Below are 14,829 nucleotides of genomic sequence, written 5' to 3' on the forward strand. Positions count from 1 at the left end.
CACAACGATGACCACGAGTGCCCAACAGAATCACCTTGTCGCGCTGTTCAAGGCGGCGACCGTCATTCCCGTCCTCACCATCGAGCGTATCCAGGATGCGGTGCCGCTGGCGCGTGCGCTGGTTGCCGGCGGCGTCCGCACGCTGGAGGTGACCCTGCGCACTCCTGTTGCGATCGAGGCAGCGAGGGCGATGATGTCTGAGGTCCCCGAGGCGCTCGTCGGCATTGGCACAATTCTCAATCCGGCCGACTTCACCCGCGTCGAGAAGCTCGGCGTCAAGTTCGGCATCAGCCCGGGTTTGACCCCCGACCTCCTGAAGGCCGCTGCCGACAGCGCCCTGCCGTTCGCGCCGGGCATCGCGACCGCCTCCGAGCTGATGATGGCGCTGGCCCATGGCTTCGACGTCGCCAAATTCTTCCCGGCCGAGCAGGCCGGCGGCATCAAGGGCCTTCGCGCCCTCGGCGGGCCGTTCCCGAGCGTGCGGTTCTGCCCCACCGGCGGCATCAGTGAGGCCAATGCGGCGACCTGGCTTGCCGAGCCCAACGTGGTCGCTGTTGGCGGTTCCTGGTTGTGCCCGACGGCCGAAATCCGGGCGGGGAACTGGGCCGGCATAACTGCCATCTGCCAGCGCACCCTCAAGGCCCTGAAAGCCGCGTGAAGTCTTGCTATCCCTGGGCTAAGACTTAGCTCAGGAAGAGGCCCCAGGGAGAAATGACCATGACCGCCAGCATCGTCGGATGGGCGCATACGCCGTTCGGCAAGTTCGATACCGAAACCGTTGAAAGCCTCGTCACGCGCGTCGCCAACGAGGCGCTGGCGGATGCCGGCATTTCGGCTGGCGATGTCGACGAGATCGTGCTCGGCCATTTCAACGCCGGCTTCTCGCCGCAGGATTTCACCGCCTCGCTGGTGCTCCAGGCCGACCCGAAGCTGCGCTTCAAGCCGGCGACCCGCGTCGAGAACGCCTGCGCAACCGGCTCGGCCGCCGTGCACCAGGCCTTGCGCGCGATTGCCGCAGGCGCCGCCAAGATCGTGCTGGTCGTCGGCGTCGAGCAGATGACGCGCACGCCGGGGCCCGAGATCGGCAAGAACCTGCTCAAGGCGTCTTACCTGCCCGAGGACGGCGACACGGTCGGCGGCTTCGCCGGCGTGTTCGGCAAGATTGCCAGCTCCTATTTCCAGACATACGGCGACCAGTCGGATGCGCTGGCGCTGATCGCGGCCAAGAACCACAAGAACGGCGTCGCCAACCCCTTCGCCCAGATGCGCAAGGATTTTGGCTTCGACTTCTGCCGCGCCGAGAGCGAGAAGAACCCCTATGTCGCCGGTCCCCTGAAGCGCACCGACTGCTCGCTGGTCTCCGACGGCGCCGCCGCGCTGGTGCTGGCCGATGCCGAGACCGCCAAGACCATGAGCAAGTCGATCGGCTTCCGCGCCACCGCTCACGCCCAGGACTTCCTGCCGATGAGCAAGCGCGACATCCTCCAGTTCGAGGGCTGCACCGTCGCCTGGCAGCGCGCGTTGGAAAAGGCGGGCGTGACGCTCTCCGATCTCTCCTTCGTCGAGACTCATGACTGTTTCACGGTCGCCGAGCTGATCGAGTACGAAGCGATGGGCCTGACGCCGAAGGGGCAGGGTGCTCGCGCGATCAAGGAGGGCTGGACGCTGAAGGACGGCAAGCTGCCGGTCAATCCGTCCGGCGGCCTGAAGGCCAAGGGCCATCCGATCGGGGCCACCGGCGTCTCCATGCATGTAATGACCGCGATGCAGCTCGCGGGACAGGCGCCCGAGGGCATGCAGCTCAAGAACCCAAAACTCGGCGGGATCTTCAACATGGGCGGTGCGGCGGTCGCCAATTACGTTTCCGTGCTGGAGCCGTTGAAGTAAGCTCAGTTCTGAAGGTGGGCAAAGGCGCCTACGCCCACCTGCTTTCTTGCGCTAGATGATGGTGGGCATGCTACGCTTTGCCCACCCTACGGCTCCTGATTGACTTTGCGGGAAATGCATCATGAGCAATGACTACGAAGACTCGCTGTCGATGGACGCACTGAACCATCGCATCGCGATCCTCGAGGACAATATCCGCCAGCTCATCGAGCAGGCCGCTGCCGCCTCGGGTGAGCAGAACGAGTCGCGGATCGCCGACCGCATCAATCAGCAGAACGACGAACTCGACCGTCTCATCAAGATCCGCGAATCCCGCCAGAAAAAATAGCGGGCGATATCGCCGCGGATGCATGCCGCCATACGCCGGTTGCCCTTGCGCGAGCGACGGCGCTGCCGTTAGCTGAACCGACATCGCAGGGCGTTTGAGCCCTGGGCAATGGGGAGCAAGCGATGGGGCCGCTGAAGGGCATCAAGGTCATCGACATGACCACCGTGCTGATGGGGCCTTATGCAACCCAGATGCTCGGCGACTACGGCGCCGACGTCGTCAAGGTGGAATCGCTCGACGGGGACGTCACCCGGCTGATCGGCCCGATGCGGCACGCCGGCATGGGCCCGGTGTTCCTCAACACCAACCGCAGCAAGCGCTCGATCTGCCTCGATCTGAAGAAGCCTGCGGGGCGCGATGCCGTGCTGCGGTTGCTTCGGGGCGCCGACGTTCTCGTCTACAATGTCCGGCCGCAGGCGATGGCGCGGCTTCAGCTCGGCTACGATGTCGTTTCCGAGATCAATCCACGTCTCGTCTATGCCGGCGTTTTCGGCTTCGGCCAGGACGGGCCCTATGCCGCAAAACCCGCCTATGACGATCTGATTCAGGGAGCGACCGGGCTGCCGGCGCTGATGGCGCAGACCGGCGACGGCGTCCCGCGCTACGTGCCCAACGCGCTGGTCGATCGCATCGTCGGCCTCACCGCGGTGGGCGCGATCTGCGCCAGCCTCGTGCATCGCGACCGCACCGGCCGCGGCCAGCGCGTTGACATCCCGATGTTTGAAACCATGGCCGGGTTCGTCATGGGCGATCACATGGGCGGGCTCACCTATGAGCCGCCGCTCGACAAGGGCGGCTACGCCCGCCATCTCTCGCGCGACCGTAGGCCTTACAAGACTTCAGACGGCTATCTCAGCGTCATCGTCTACAACGACAAGCAGTGGGAGAACTTCTTTGACGCGACGGGGCGCGCCGATCTACGCGCCGATCCTAAATTCGCAACCTTCGCCGGCCGCGCTGCCAATATCGACGTCGTCTATGCCGAGCTCGCGCGCATTTTTGAGACGCGCAGCACGGCCGAATGGATCGACCTGCTGACCAAGGCCGACGTGCCGGTGATGCCGATGCACGACCTCGCATCGATCCTGCACGATCCACATCTGGAAGCGACGAATTTCTTCCCGGTCGTGAACCATCCGACCGAGGGGCCGATCCGCAGCATGAAGGTGACGGCCACCTGGTCGGAGACCGAGGCGGTGCCGGTTCGGCTCGCGCCGCGGCTCAACGAGCATGGCGCGGAAATTTTGCGCGAGATCGGTTATTCCGCCGACGAGATCGCTGCCATGATCCGCGATGGCGTCACCGGATCGGCGCCGGAGTAGGGAAACGACGATGACCACGGCTCTCTCATCCGTCATTCCGGGGCTCGCGAAGCGAGAACCCGGATCCTCGAGCTTCCGGGTTCGGCCCTTCGGATCGCCCCGGAATAACGAAGAGGAAAAGTGAGACCCATGAGCTTCATCACCGGCGTCGGCCTCACGCCTTACGGCAAGCACGAAGGTGCATCCTCGCTCGACCTGATGAGCAAGGCTGCGCAAGCTGCGCTCGACGATGCCGGGCTGAAGCGCGCCGAGATCGACGGCATCCTCTGCGGCTACTCCACCGTCTCGCCGCACATCATGCTAGCGACCGTCTTCGCCGAGCATTTTGGCATCCGCCCCGCTTACGCCCACGCCGTTCAGGTTGGCGGCGCCACGGGTCTCGCGATGACGATGCTCGCACATCACCTCGTCGAGGCGGGCCTCGCGCGCCACGTGCTCGTGGTCGCCGGCGAGAACCGCCTTACGGGCCAGAGCCGCGACGCCTCGATCCAGGCGCTGGCGCAGGTCGGCCATCCCGATTACGAGGTGCCGCTTGGCCCGACCATTCCCGCCTATTATGGGCTGGTCGCCACCCGCTATATGCACGAATACAGCGTGACCGAAGAGGATCTCGCCGAGTTCGCGGTGCTGATGCGTAAGCATGCGTGCACCCATCCTGGCGCGCAATTCCATGATCCCATCACGGTCGCCGACGTTATGGCCTCGAAACCGGTGGCGATGCCGCTGAAGCTGCTCGACTGCTGTCCGGTGTCCGACGGCGGCGCTGCATTCATCGTTAGCGGCGAGCGGACCGGGGAGGCGGGCGTGCGCATCCGTGGCTGCGCGCAGGCCCACACCCATCAGCATGTCACGGCCGCACCCGGCCTCAGCGAACTCGGCGCGGAAATATCGATCGCGCGCGCCAAGGAGGCGACGGGCCTTGCGATCTCGGACGTGCGCTACGCCGCCATCTACGACAGCTTTACGATCACGCTCGCGATGCTGCTGGAGGACCTCGGCCTCGCCGGCCGCGGCGAGGCTGCGGCCCGTGTACGATCAGGCCATTTCAACCGTGATGGCGCGATGCCGCTGAACACCCATGGCGGCCTGCTCAGCTATGGCCATTGCGGCGTCGGGGGCGCCATGGCGCATCTGGTCGAGACGCATCTGCAGATGACGGGACGGGCGGCGAATCGGCAGGTGCGCGATGCCTCAATCGCGCTCTTGCACGGCGACGGCGGCGTGCTGTCGTCCCATGTAAGCATGTTCCTGGAGCGGGTGCGATGAGCGAGCGTCTGGGCGATTGGACCAAGGGCGAACAGGCTATCACCTATCAAACCTGCGCCGCCTGCCGCCATGTGCAGTATTTCCACCGCGCCTTCTGCGCCGCTTGCGGCGTGTCCGATCCGCACGAAGAGCGCGCCAGCGGCAAGGGCAGGGTCTACGCGATCTCGCTGGTCTGCCGCGCTGCGACGCCGGAGACGCGCGCGCACGTGCCCTACAACATCCTGCTGGTCGATTGCGATGAGGGTTTTCGCCTGATGGCGCACGGCGAGACCGGGCTGGCCATCGGCGATTCTGTCACCGCGAGCTTCAGGCTCTTTGCCGGAAAGCTCGTGCCGTTCTTCACCAAAGAGGCGTGAGAGAGAAGCGGGATTCGTCATTCGGGGGCGGTCCAAAGGACCGGGCCTGGAACGGGATTCTGGGCCTGGCGCTGTGCGAGGCGCCACCCCGGAATGACGAAAACTCTAAACCTCCAACTAAAGCGCGATGAGATTAGGATAAATCGTCATCGCGCCTTAGGTTATTGTTTGAGCATGATCTCCGCGAAAACGCGTTCCGCGCTTGTCGCGAGGGAAAACCGCTACAATTTTCCGGATCATGCTCTAACGCCCGTAGAACAAGATGCTGGCGATGACGAGCATGGCCGTCACGGCCAGCATATGCGCGAGCGCTCCCGAGGCCGCCCCCTTGGTGGCTTCCTTCATGCCTTTTTCTCCCTAGACTTGGGCGTGACTCATCGTTGCGCGGCTTGCGCACCCGACGGCCAATTGTTTTACTCGGAACACCCCACTTACGAGTATCCGCCGCGATCTGTCCCCACGCGGCGAATATCGACTGTGTCAAGGTTGATCAGCAATGCGGCGGCAATTTGACTCGATGATGTTGCTCCTGCGTCAGCGCAAGAATAGAGTTTCGGGGAGCTCTCGCCGGCAACGACAAAAAGCATCAAAATCTCCGAGAAGACTTCAGGAAAATCATGGCCCGCATCAATTACAGCGACCCGTCCAAGGCCTCCGACCGCACCCGCGAAATCCTCGACAAGAATCGCAACGCCAACATTTTCCGCATGATGGCGCACTCACCGAGCTATTTCGAGCAGTATTGCCGCTTGGGAGGCGCCATCCGCCACAAAGGTGAGCTCGATCCGGTGGTGCGCGAGCTTGCAATCACACGCACCGGCATTCTGTGCGAGGCGCCCTACGAGATCGTAGCGCACAAGCGCATCGGCAAGAATGTCGGGGTCACCGACGAGCAGAACGAGGCGCTTGAGAATTGGCAGGCCGCGAGTTGCTTCAACGAGGTGCAGCGCGCCGCGCTCGCGTTCACCGACGAGATCGTGAAATCGAACAAACCGACGGACGCGACCTTCAAGGCGATCGCGTCGAAGCTGACACCGGCCGCGCTGATCGAGCTCCAGCTCTCGGTCGGCTTCTACATCATGACATCAAAGTTTTTGGAAACCTTCGAGATCGATCTTCAGCCGGTCACGGAAGTGGTGGGCTGATCCTTAGGAGCGGCGAGGGATGCCGATGACGATCGATGAATATGCGGCTTGGGCCGCGCGCATTGGGAAAGTCGAAGAGCATCCGTCCAACGAGCGGCTGTCCTATCTCGGCCTCGGCCTTGCCGGCGAAGCCGGCGAGGTCGCCGATCACATCAAGAAGCTGCTCCGCGACGGCTGGCTGGATCAGGCGGGTCTCGTCGATGAACTCGGCGATGTCGTCTACTACTGGGCTTGCCTGTGTGCGGCCACAGGCCAGCAGCCATCCGACGTGCTCAAGGCGAGCGCAGCCAGGATCAACCGGCGCCTAAGCGAGGCCGCGAGCCGCTGAGCCGGTTCGGATCACCTCTCCCCGTCGCGGAGAGGTGAAGAACCGCGCCCAGCGCTACGTCGACGTCAAAATATCCACCTTCGCGTTCGCCACGATCAGGCGGTCGGCCAATAGCTGCGCCAGATTGCGCATGATGCGCTCGCTGGCGTGCGGGTGCTGCTCGCGGAAGCGCTCGAAATCCTTCAAGGCCACCTCGAACGCGGTCGCCGCCATGTCGGCGAATACGTCGGCGGACCGCGTTGCTTCCAGCAGCGCCATCTCACCAAAGGCCATGCCTGCGGTGAGCGTTGCCAGCCTGACGCCATCGGGCAGCGTGACGTGGACCGCGCCGCTGCGGAGGAAGAACACGGCATCGGCGGGATCGCCGGTCGTGACGATTTTGGCGCCGGACGGATAAGTCCTGACGGTGCAGATTGCGGCGAGATCGCTCAGCTCGTCCTCGCTCAGCCCCGCGAGCAGCGGCTGCTCGGTAAGCTCGGTGGTCTCGTGGAAGTCGATCGAGCCGCCATAGCGGTAGACGATCTGGTCTTCGGCCCATTCGATCGCGGTGTCGAGCAGGTAGAAGTCGCGGACGTTCTTCAGCTCCGCCGTCCATTCCCGCAAGCTGTCCCATTCCTTGGAGGCGCGCCTGACGCCCGACAGCACCACCGTGACGTTGAGTGCGGCGAGCTCTTCGAACGTTTCGGCGATTAGCCGCGCTCCGGCGCGCGTAGTGGAGGGGACGCGATGCAGATCGAAGATCACGAATTGCGGCCGCGGACGGCCTGCAAGCCGGCGCGAGACGTAGTCGACGGCCGACAGCGACAGTGTTCCGACCAGCTCGATGACCCGCACCTCCTGCTCATGCGCGGAAAGAATCTCGCGCTCCTGGGGCCGGCGCACGCGTCGCGACGGGCTCCTGCCGATGTCGTAATCAGCGATGACGGCGTTGCGTGCGTCGTCGCTGCGGTTGAGCATGTGCAGATCGTAATGCGAGGACAGCGCCTCGCAAACCTTGATGCCGCGCACGCTGTTGCCGTGCTTGTCGAGCTTGGGCGAATAGCTGCCGAGGCCGAGCCGGGCAGGGAGTGCGGCGAGGATGCCGCCGCCGACACCGCTTTTGGCGGGAATGCCGATCCGGTAGATCCATTCGCCGGCATAATCGTACATGCCCGAGGAGGTCATCACGGAGAGCGTACGCGAGATTGCGTAGGGCGTCAGCACCTGCTCGCCGGTGACCGGATTGATGCCGCGATTGGCGAGCGTGGCCGCCATCACCGCGATGTCGCGCGCCGTGACCAGAACGGCGCATTGCCGGAAATAGACGTCGAGCACGGCCGCGACGTTGTCGGAGATCACGGCGTTGGTCTTGAGGAGGTAGCCGATGGCCCGGTTGCGGTCGCCGGTCTGGCTTTCCGAAGCATAGACGGCCTCATCGAGAGCGAGATCGCGTCCGGCGAAACGGCTGAGCGCAAGGCGGATCTGCTCGAAAGCGCCCGCGCCCTTGCTGTCGTAGATCAGCCCCGTGCAGGCGATTGCGCCGGCATTGACCATCGGGTTGAACGGATGGTTCTCCGAATTGAGCCGGATCGAGTTGAAGGGATCGCCGGAAGGTTCGACGCCGATCGCGCTTTCGACCTTGCCTGCTCCCAAAAGGTCCAGCGCCAGCGCGAACACGAACGGTTTTGACATCGACTGGATGGTGAAGGGCACCCGGCTGTCGCCGACTTCGTAGACATGCCCGTCCAGCGTCGCGAGGCTGATGCCGAAATGGGCAGGGTCGGCCTTGCCCAGCTCGGGGATGTAGTCGGCAACGCTGCCTGAGGTGTCGGCAGAGAATTCGTTGAGGCAATTGTTCAGAAACCGCAGCAAGGGCGGTTTCGAGCGGGTCCAGGCGGAGGCGGCGGGCGAGTGCGGCTTCATCGCCTCACTTGTGCAACGCAATCAGGGCGCGCGCAACCCGTCCGGCACGATGGTATGCCGGCGAACCAGGAGAAGCGCGAGCAAAGTCGTGGGCACGAGGATCGCAAGGCCAAGCAGCGTCACCTGCATCTGCGACAGCGGCATGATCCCGCCGCCGGGCGTCGCGACCACGAAGCCGCCGATCACCAGCAGGACACGGATCGGCCATTCCAGCGCGCCGGCGCCGCGAAGGTCGCCGACGAAGGGCTGGTAGCCCTGGATGCCGCCGCAGATGAACAGCGTGCCGAACGCGGCAAGCCCCATCAGGCCGAGGCCGGCGAGGTATGGGCTTGGCCCTTGCAGCACCAGCGCCGGATTGAGCACGAAGAAGAAGGGGATGAAGTAAATGATGCTGCCGACCCACATCGATTCCCACCCGGTCTTCATCGCCGGCGAGCCGGCGATGCCTGCGGCCGCGAACGAGGCGATGGCGACCGGCGGCGTGATCGACGACAGCATGCCCCAATAGAAGATGAACATGTGCACGGCCATGCGATTGAGCCCGAGCTTCTCCAGCGCGGGCGCGACCAGGATGGCGAGGAAGATGTAGCAGGCCGTCGTCGTCAGGCCGAGGCCGAGGATCAGGCTGGTGAGCGCGCACATGCCGAGCAGCAGGAAAGCATTGTCGCCGGCAATGTGCAGGAGGTCGTTGGCAAGGCTCGACACCACACCGGTCATCGAGAACGCGCCGATCAGCAGGCCGCAGCCGGCGAGGATGCCGACCAGCTCGACGAAGGTGCGGCCGTTGATCTCGAGGAACTTGCCGATGGTCGCAAACGTCCAGCGCGTGTCCTTGGAGAAGAATTGGTTGAGCACCAGCAGTAGCGCGGTGGCGTAAAACGGCGCGTGGCTCTCGCGCTTGAAGTAGAGCAGCATCACGATCAAAAGTGCGATGACGAAGACGTAATACCAGCCCTCCCTGATCGTATCCATGATGCGGGGCAGCTCGGCGCGCGGAATCCCCTTCAGCCCGTGGCGCGCGGCGTAGGCGTCGACCTGCATGAACAGGCCGATGTAGTAGAGCGTCGCCGGAATGATCGCGGCGATCGCGACATCGGCGTAGCTGACATTAAGGAACTGCGCGATCACGAAGGCGGTCGCGCCCATTACCGGCGGCGCCAGCACCGCGCCGGTCGAGGCGCAGGCCTCGATCGCACCGGCATAGGACGCGCGAAAACCGCTCTTCTTCATGACAGGAATGGTCATGGTGCCGGCGGTGAGCACGTTGGAGATGATGGAGCCCGACATCATGCCGAGGAGGCCGCTGGCAAAGATGCAGACTTTCGCCGCCCCGCCGCGGAAGGTGCCGCACAGTGCGAAGGCGAGATTGATGAAGAACTTTCCGGCCCCCGTCATCATCAGCGCCGTGCCGAACACCAGGAAGCCGATCACGGTGTCGGCGAAAGCCTGAATGGGAATGCCGAGCAGGCTCTCGCCGGAGAGCACGTGGTAGGCGGTTGCTTGCTCGAGCGTCGATTGTGTGCCGCGGAACGGGCCGAGCCAGCCGGCCTCGGCGAACAGCGGATAGACGGTGAAGGGCAGGACGCTCAGCAGCAGGCTCCAGCCGCCGGTGCGGCGCAGCGCCTCCATCAGCATCACCCACATCACGAGGCCCGCCGCGATCACGCCGTTAGGCGCGCCGCCGAACTCCCAGCCGGCCTCAGCCGCCTTGCGTACGTTCGACATTAGCATCAGCGCCGCCGCGAAGGTCGCGACGAACAAGACGAGATCGTACCAGGGAATCCGGTCGAGCGGCGCGCGTTCAGTCCCAGGGAAGATCAAGAAGGTGAACGGCAGCATCAACGCTATCAGAAGATAGAAGTATTCGGTGTTGAGCTGGGTGTAGCCGACGAAGAAGCGCAGCGAGAATTGCTGGTTGATGCAGAGCAGGATGGTTGCCGCCGTCGCGACCACCAACGTCCAGCGCCAGGCGCCGCGCAACGTGCGCACGCGCGTGACCTCCGCCTCCTGCATGTTGGCGGCGGCGCCGTGCGGATCGTCGAACACGATCCGCTTGGCCTCGTCCTGCGGGCCGGTGGAGACTGAAGTAGAAGACATGATCCTGTTCTAATCCTCGAAGCCGTTCGGCATGTCGGCCTTAGCGAGCGCAGCGGCGCGGGCCTTCATCCAGCCGTCGAGGAACGCCTTGTCATCCGATGGCGGATTGGATTTGCCGTACTCCGCCCACGCTGCGCCAAGCACCTCTTGCCGGTTGATCAGCTTGTTATTGTGCGCTTCCTGCGCGTCGGTCCACTGTCCGGCTTCCTTCAGCGCCTTCACCGCGCCGGGATGCACCGGCACCACCCAGTTCTTGGTTTGCCGGTCGGCGGCAAGCCCGCCGGCGCCCGGCGCGGAATCCTTGTAGGCGTCGTAGTTCACGATCATCGCCTTCGTGATCGCATAGACCTGATCGGCCGGTTGCGAGGCATAGGCGACGAAGATCGGATAGGGATAGTTGCCGAGCTCGACCGGCTTGTCCGGCGAGATGCCGGCGCCGCAGGTCGCAAGCTGCGGGAAGAAGAACGAGCCGACCTTCTGCATCCGCGCCCAGCCCTCCTTGTCCTTGGCGGGGAGCGGCGGCCAGATCAGCCCGCGCGGCGAAGTCTCGGCTTCCTTGGCAGGACCGGTGATGGTGGTGCCAAAGGCAGCATCGACGTCGTTGTTGATCAGGCCTTTCCACATCGCGCCGTAGCTGGCGAACTCGACCACCTTGACATCCTTCTGCGTCAGCCCCGCGAAGGCGAGCACTGCGAGCGAGTTCTGGTTCAGCGCCGGCGAGCCGACGACGAAGCCGACACGCTTGCCCCTGAGATCTTTCAGCTCCTTCACGCCGGTGTCGGCGGCGACGGCGAGCGAGCCGCAATTGCAGTCGACGGTTGAGAGCAGGATCTGGAGCGGCTGCGGTCCCCATTCCTTCGATCCGAACTCGAATACGCCTTCCTGCGCGAAATAGGTGCCAGATCCCATCGCCGCGGAGGCCGCACGCTTGGCGCGGAGCGGCGCGAGGCGGGCGACGTCGTTGCCGGCGGGGAGCACGCGCACGTCGGTGCCGTATTTGTCCTTCATCATCTTGCCGACGCCGACTGCTATGTTGAAGCCGGCAGTGCCGGTGTCATAGGCGGTGAACGTCAATGTCGCCGGCAGCTTGATGTCCTCGGCGAACGCATAGCGTGTAGACGCAAAAGAAATGCCCGCCACCAAGGCAGGCGCGAGCACGAGCAGCCCACGAAGCATGTTTCCCTCCTTCATCCTCGCGTTTGCCGCGAAGAAACTTTTTGCTTGAATCGGATCATGTCACCGGGATCAGGCGATGGCAACGCCGTCTCGCGAATGCCGCAATGAGACTGACAGATTGTCGCGGAAGTGACGGATTATGCAGTCAGCTCGCGACAATCGCGATCGCCTGTCCCTCGGCAACGACGTCGTCGAGCTTCACCAGCAGCGATGTGATCGTGCCGCTCGCGGGCGATGGCACCGGTATCTCCATCTTCATGGCTTCGACCACCACAACGTCATCGCCATCCGCGACGGTTCCTCCAACTTGCACGGGAGTCGCGCAGACACGGCCCGCGACTTCGGTAACGATTTTAATTTCTGGCATGCCATCGCCTTTTTGTTGTCGTCGCAAAATGCCTGAGGTAGCGTCGTCTGCAAGTGGAATTTAATTCCGCACAGCGGAACAAACGGTAGGGATCATGGGACGACGTTCGGAGCGGTTGAGTAGGCAAGGTGCGCTCGCCGGCGATGCCGGTGAGGGTGATGTCATCCAGGTGGTATCGCGCGCGTTCGACGTGCTGCGATGCTTCGAGGGCCACGATAGCAGGCTCGGCAATCTCGAGATTTCAAATCGCTGCGGCCTGCCGCGCTCGACGGTGTCGCGGCTCACGCACACGCTGACCCGCATGGGTCAGCTTGTGTATCTGCCGCGCGACCAGAAGTATCGCATCGGCCCGAGCGCGGTGGCGATGAGCGCTTCGATGATGAAGGGCGCGCAGCTGCGCAGCATGATCCGCCAGCGGCTTCAGGAAGTCGCCGAGCAGGTTCCGGGCACGGTCGGCTTCGTCGTTCCCGATCGTTTCCATCTCGTCTATCTCCAGTTCGCGCGCTCAGCGACCGCACTCGGCCTGCACGAGGGCACCGGCAGCCGCATCTCGATGGCTTCGACCGCCGCGGGCGCGGCCTACACTGCGGCGCTCGCGCCCGAGATGGGCGACACCTTCATTGCGGACATGGAGCGGGAAGCGCCCGAGGCTGCGAAGATTCTCAAACCCCGCATCGAGGCCAACCGGCAATCGCTGCGCGAGCGCGGCTATGTCGTAGCCTGCGGCCTCTGGAGCCCGCACATCAACGGACTCGCTGTGCCGATCTGGTCGCCGCAGTATCAGACCTTCGTGGTCGTCACGATCGGTCTTTTGGCCGCAATGTATGACGAGCAACGGCTGCATGACGAAGTCGCCCCGTTGATGCTCGCGCTCGGCCGCTCGCTCGGCAGCCTGATGGAAGGCGCGGAGGGCGATGCCTTCAACAACCGTATCTCGCGTAGACCGGTCGCCATAGCCGTGCATAACAAGAACAAGCCGATCAACTCGGAGGGAGTGAATGAACTGGAAGCCGGAACTCGACGAGCTAGCCCGGCGCGAAGCCTTCGCGCGGGAGATGGGCGGCGTTGACAAGGTCAAGCGACAGCATGACCAGGGCCGGCTGACTGTTCGGGAGCGAATCGGCGGACTGATCGACAAAGGCAGCTTTCACGAAATCGGTGCGGTCTCCGGCATCGGTGAGTACGATTCCAGCGGCGAGTTGCAGAAGCTGACGCCGGCGAACTGCGTGTTCGGTCGCGCACGCGTCGACGGCCGCACCGTGGTCGTGGTCGGCGACGATTTCACGGTGCGCGGCGGCTCGGCGGACGCGTCGATCTCGGCCAAGCCGCTGATGGCGGAGGAAATGGCGCACGACTTCCGGCTGCCCATTATCCGCATCATCGAAGGCTCCGGCGGCGGCGGCTCGGTCAAGACCATCGAGACCAAGGGCGCGGCCAATCTGCCGGGCGGCATCGGTGGCACGCGGTGGTATCGCTTCACGACGGAGAATTTGTCGCGCGTACCGGTCGTCGCGCTCGGCCTCGGGTCGGTCGCGGGGCTCGGTGCTGCGCGTCTCGCCGCCAGCCACTATTCCATCATGACCCGAAAGTCCGCGATGTTCGTTGCGGGCCCACCGGTGGTGAAGGCGCTGGGGCAGGACCTCTCGAAGGAAGAACTTGGCGGCGCCGACATCCAGACTCGCGCCGGTGCGGTCGATCATGCGGTCGAGACCGAGGAGGAGGCGTTTGCCTGCGCGCGGCGCTTCCTGTCCTATCTGCCGTCCTCGGTGTACGAGCTGCCGCCGACCTTGCCGTGCACCGACGATCCGGAACGCGCCGAGGAAGCGCTGCTGAACGCGGTGCCGCGCAACCGCAAGCAGGTCTATAAGATGCGCCCGATCATCGACGCCGTCGTCGACACGGGCTCGTTCTTCGAGGTCGCAAAGAACTTCGGTAAGCCTGTTATCGTCGGTCTTGCCCGGCTCGAGGGTAGGGCGGTGCTGCTGCTCGCCAACGACAGTTTTCACTATGGCGGCTCCTGGACGGCGGATGCCTGCCAGAAGGTGGTGCGCTGGGTCGACTTCGCCGAGACCTTCCACCTGCCGATCGTCTATCTCATGGACTGCCCGGGCTTCATGATCGGCCTCGACGCGGAGAAGGCGGCCACCATCCGCCACGGCGTCCGCGCCATGGCCGCAGTCAACCAGACCACCGTGCCCTGGTGCACAATGATCCTGCGCAACGCCTTCGGCGTGGCCGGCGTCGTGCATCAGCCCGCCGATCGTTTCTCGATCCGCTACGCCTGGCCGTCCGCCTATTGGGGTTCGCTCCCGCTCGAGGGCGGCATCGAAGCCGCCTACCGCGCCGATATCGACGCGGTCGAGGACAAGGCCGCGAAGCTGAAGGAGATCGAGGAGCGCCTCAACAAACTGCGTTCGCCGTTCCGCTCTGCCGAAAAATTCTGGATCGAGGAGATCATCGATCCCAGAAAGACGCGGTCGCTGCTGTGCGAGTTCGCGCGCCTCGCCGAGCCGCTGCGCAAGCCAGGGCCGCCGGAGAACTTTTCGATCAGGCCGTGACGTTCAGCCATCGTCGCGACTGCGCGACAATCTTGTCGCGGCAGCCATGGCGTGACCTCAAAACAAGAACGCGCTACGCTTCCCCGGCAAAAACGAG

Annotated in this window: 14 protein-coding genes; 10 read left to right on the forward strand and 4 right to left on the reverse strand. The window is 64.2% G+C overall.

Annotated features, from left to right (window positions below):
- The first annotated feature begins 7 nt into the window (after nt 1-7).
- The 8 genes from eda to IVA78_RS33265 all read left to right on the forward strand — a co-directional run bounded on the left by eda (nt 8) and on the right by IVA78_RS33265 (nt 6,632).
- Nucleotides 8-658 carry a bifunctional 4-hydroxy-2-oxoglutarate aldolase/2-dehydro-3-deoxy-phosphogluconate aldolase gene (eda, locus tag IVA78_RS33230; RefSeq protein WP_247276920.1) on the forward strand — a complete coding sequence of 217 codons (651 nt, stop codon included), beginning with the start codon at nt 8-10 and terminating at the stop codon, nt 656-658.
- A 59-nt stretch (nt 659-717) separates the two neighbouring features.
- A complete protein-coding gene (locus IVA78_RS33235) occupies nt 718-1,887 on the forward strand; it encodes an acetyl-CoA acetyltransferase (RefSeq protein ID WP_247276921.1) in 1,170 nt (389 codons plus the stop codon).
- 121 nt (nt 1,888-2,008) lie between these two features.
- Nucleotides 2,009-2,215, forward strand: a complete 207-nt coding sequence (locus tag IVA78_RS33240; RefSeq protein WP_247276922.1) for a hypothetical protein — start codon at nt 2,009-2,011, stop codon at nt 2,213-2,215.
- A gap of 122 nt (nt 2,216-2,337) precedes the next feature.
- Nucleotides 2,338-3,537, forward strand: a complete 1,200-nt coding sequence (locus IVA78_RS33245; RefSeq protein WP_247276923.1) for a CoA transferase — start codon at nt 2,338-2,340, stop codon at nt 3,535-3,537.
- Nucleotides 3,538-3,666: 129 nt separating this feature from the next.
- Complete coding sequence (locus tag IVA78_RS33250) at nt 3,667-4,803, forward strand: thiolase family protein (protein ID WP_247276924.1); 1,137 nt, start codon at nt 3,667-3,669, stop codon at nt 4,801-4,803.
- On the forward strand, nt 4,800-5,159 hold the full coding sequence (locus IVA78_RS33255) for an OB-fold domain-containing protein (RefSeq protein ID WP_247276925.1): 360 nt from the start codon (nt 4,800-4,802) through the stop codon (nt 5,157-5,159). The genes IVA78_RS33250 and IVA78_RS33255 overlap by 4 nt, the downstream gene beginning before the upstream one ends.
- 617 nt (nt 5,160-5,776) lie before the next feature.
- Nucleotides 5,777-6,304 (forward strand): carboxymuconolactone decarboxylase family protein, encoded by a 528-nt coding sequence (locus tag IVA78_RS33260; RefSeq protein WP_247276926.1) that lies wholly within the window; start codon nt 5,777-5,779, stop codon nt 6,302-6,304.
- 25 nt (nt 6,305-6,329) lie between these two features.
- On the forward strand, nt 6,330-6,632 hold the full coding sequence (locus IVA78_RS33265; RefSeq protein ID WP_247276979.1) for a nucleoside triphosphate pyrophosphohydrolase family protein: 303 nt from the start codon (nt 6,330-6,332) through the stop codon (nt 6,630-6,632).
- A 54-nt stretch (nt 6,633-6,686) separates the two neighbouring features.
- On the opposite strand, the gene glsA is transcribed toward IVA78_RS33265, so the two are convergent.
- The 4 genes from glsA to IVA78_RS33285 form a co-directional block, all read right to left on the reverse strand.
- Nucleotides 6,687-8,534 carry a glutaminase A gene (gene glsA, locus IVA78_RS33270; protein ID WP_247276927.1) on the reverse strand — a complete coding sequence of 616 codons (1,848 nt, stop codon included), beginning with the start codon at nt 8,532-8,534 and terminating at the stop codon, nt 6,687-6,689.
- Nucleotides 8,535-8,555: 21 nt separating this feature from the next.
- Nucleotides 8,556-10,631, reverse strand: coding sequence for a TRAP transporter permease (locus tag IVA78_RS33275; RefSeq protein ID WP_247276928.1), 2,076 nt, complete (start codon nt 10,629-10,631; stop codon nt 8,556-8,558).
- A 9-nt stretch (nt 10,632-10,640) separates the two neighbouring features.
- Entirely contained in the window at nt 10,641-11,807 is a 1,167-nt protein-coding gene (locus tag IVA78_RS33280) for a TAXI family TRAP transporter solute-binding subunit (protein ID WP_247449219.1), read from the reverse strand.
- A 145-nt stretch (nt 11,808-11,952) separates the two neighbouring features.
- Nucleotides 11,953-12,174: a biotin/lipoyl-containing protein gene (locus IVA78_RS33285; RefSeq protein WP_247276930.1), complete on the reverse strand. Its 222-nt coding sequence runs from the start codon at nt 12,172-12,174 to the stop codon at nt 11,953-11,955.
- A gap of 94 nt (nt 12,175-12,268) precedes the next feature.
- On the opposite strand from IVA78_RS33285, the gene IVA78_RS33290 reads away from it, so the two are divergent.
- Complete coding sequence (locus tag IVA78_RS33290; protein ID WP_247276931.1) at nt 12,269-13,243, forward strand: helix-turn-helix domain-containing protein; 975 nt, start codon at nt 12,269-12,271, stop codon at nt 13,241-13,243.
- On the forward strand, nt 13,173-14,732 hold the full coding sequence (locus tag IVA78_RS33295; protein ID WP_247469451.1) for a carboxyl transferase domain-containing protein: 1,560 nt from the start codon (nt 13,173-13,175) through the stop codon (nt 14,730-14,732). Before IVA78_RS33290 ends, IVA78_RS33295 begins: the two co-directional genes overlap by 71 nt.
- Nucleotides 14,733-14,829 lie beyond the last annotated feature (97 nt).

It is taken from the genome of Bradyrhizobium sp. 137, from assembly GCF_023074095.1.
Taxonomy (GTDB): domain Bacteria; phylum Pseudomonadota; class Alphaproteobacteria; order Rhizobiales; family Xanthobacteraceae; genus Bradyrhizobium.

Excerpts from the sequence above, each read along its gene's own strand:
- eda (WP_247276920.1), top strand. The coding sequence starts at position 8 with ATGACCACGAGTGCCCAACAGAATCACCTTGTCGCGCTGTTCAAGGCG.
- IVA78_RS33235 (WP_247276921.1), top strand. The coding sequence starts at position 718 with ATGACCGCCAGCATCGTCGGATGGGCGCATACGCCGTTCGGCAAGTTC.
- IVA78_RS33240 (WP_247276922.1), top strand. The coding sequence starts at position 2,009 with ATGAGCAATGACTACGAAGACTCGCTGTCGATGGACGCACTGAACCAT.
- IVA78_RS33245 (WP_247276923.1), top strand. The coding sequence starts at position 2,338 with ATGGGGCCGCTGAAGGGCATCAAGGTCATCGACATGACCACCGTGCTG.
- IVA78_RS33250 (WP_247276924.1), top strand. The coding sequence starts at position 3,667 with ATGAGCTTCATCACCGGCGTCGGCCTCACGCCTTACGGCAAGCACGAA.
- IVA78_RS33255 (WP_247276925.1), top strand. The coding sequence starts at position 4,800 with ATGAGCGAGCGTCTGGGCGATTGGACCAAGGGCGAACAGGCTATCACC.
- IVA78_RS33260 (WP_247276926.1), top strand. The coding sequence starts at position 5,777 with ATGGCCCGCATCAATTACAGCGACCCGTCCAAGGCCTCCGACCGCACC.
- IVA78_RS33265 (WP_247276979.1), top strand. The coding sequence starts at position 6,330 with ATGACGATCGATGAATATGCGGCTTGGGCCGCGCGCATTGGGAAAGTC.
- glsA (WP_247276927.1), bottom strand. The coding sequence starts at position 8,534 with ATGAAGCCGCACTCGCCCGCCGCCTCCGCCTGGACCCGCTCGAAACCG.
- IVA78_RS33275 (WP_247276928.1), bottom strand. The coding sequence starts at position 10,631 with ATGTCTTCTACTTCAGTCTCCACCGGCCCGCAGGACGAGGCCAAGCGG.
- IVA78_RS33280 (WP_247449219.1), bottom strand. The coding sequence starts at position 11,807 with ATGCTTCGTGGGCTGCTCGTGCTCGCGCCTGCCTTGGTGGCGGGCATT.
- IVA78_RS33285 (WP_247276930.1), bottom strand. The coding sequence starts at position 12,174 with ATGCCAGAAATTAAAATCGTTACCGAAGTCGCGGGCCGTGTCTGCGCG.
- IVA78_RS33290 (WP_247276931.1), top strand. The coding sequence starts at position 12,269 with ATGGGACGACGTTCGGAGCGGTTGAGTAGGCAAGGTGCGCTCGCCGGC.
- IVA78_RS33295 (WP_247469451.1), top strand. The coding sequence starts at position 13,173 with ATGAACTGGAAGCCGGAACTCGACGAGCTAGCCCGGCGCGAAGCCTTC.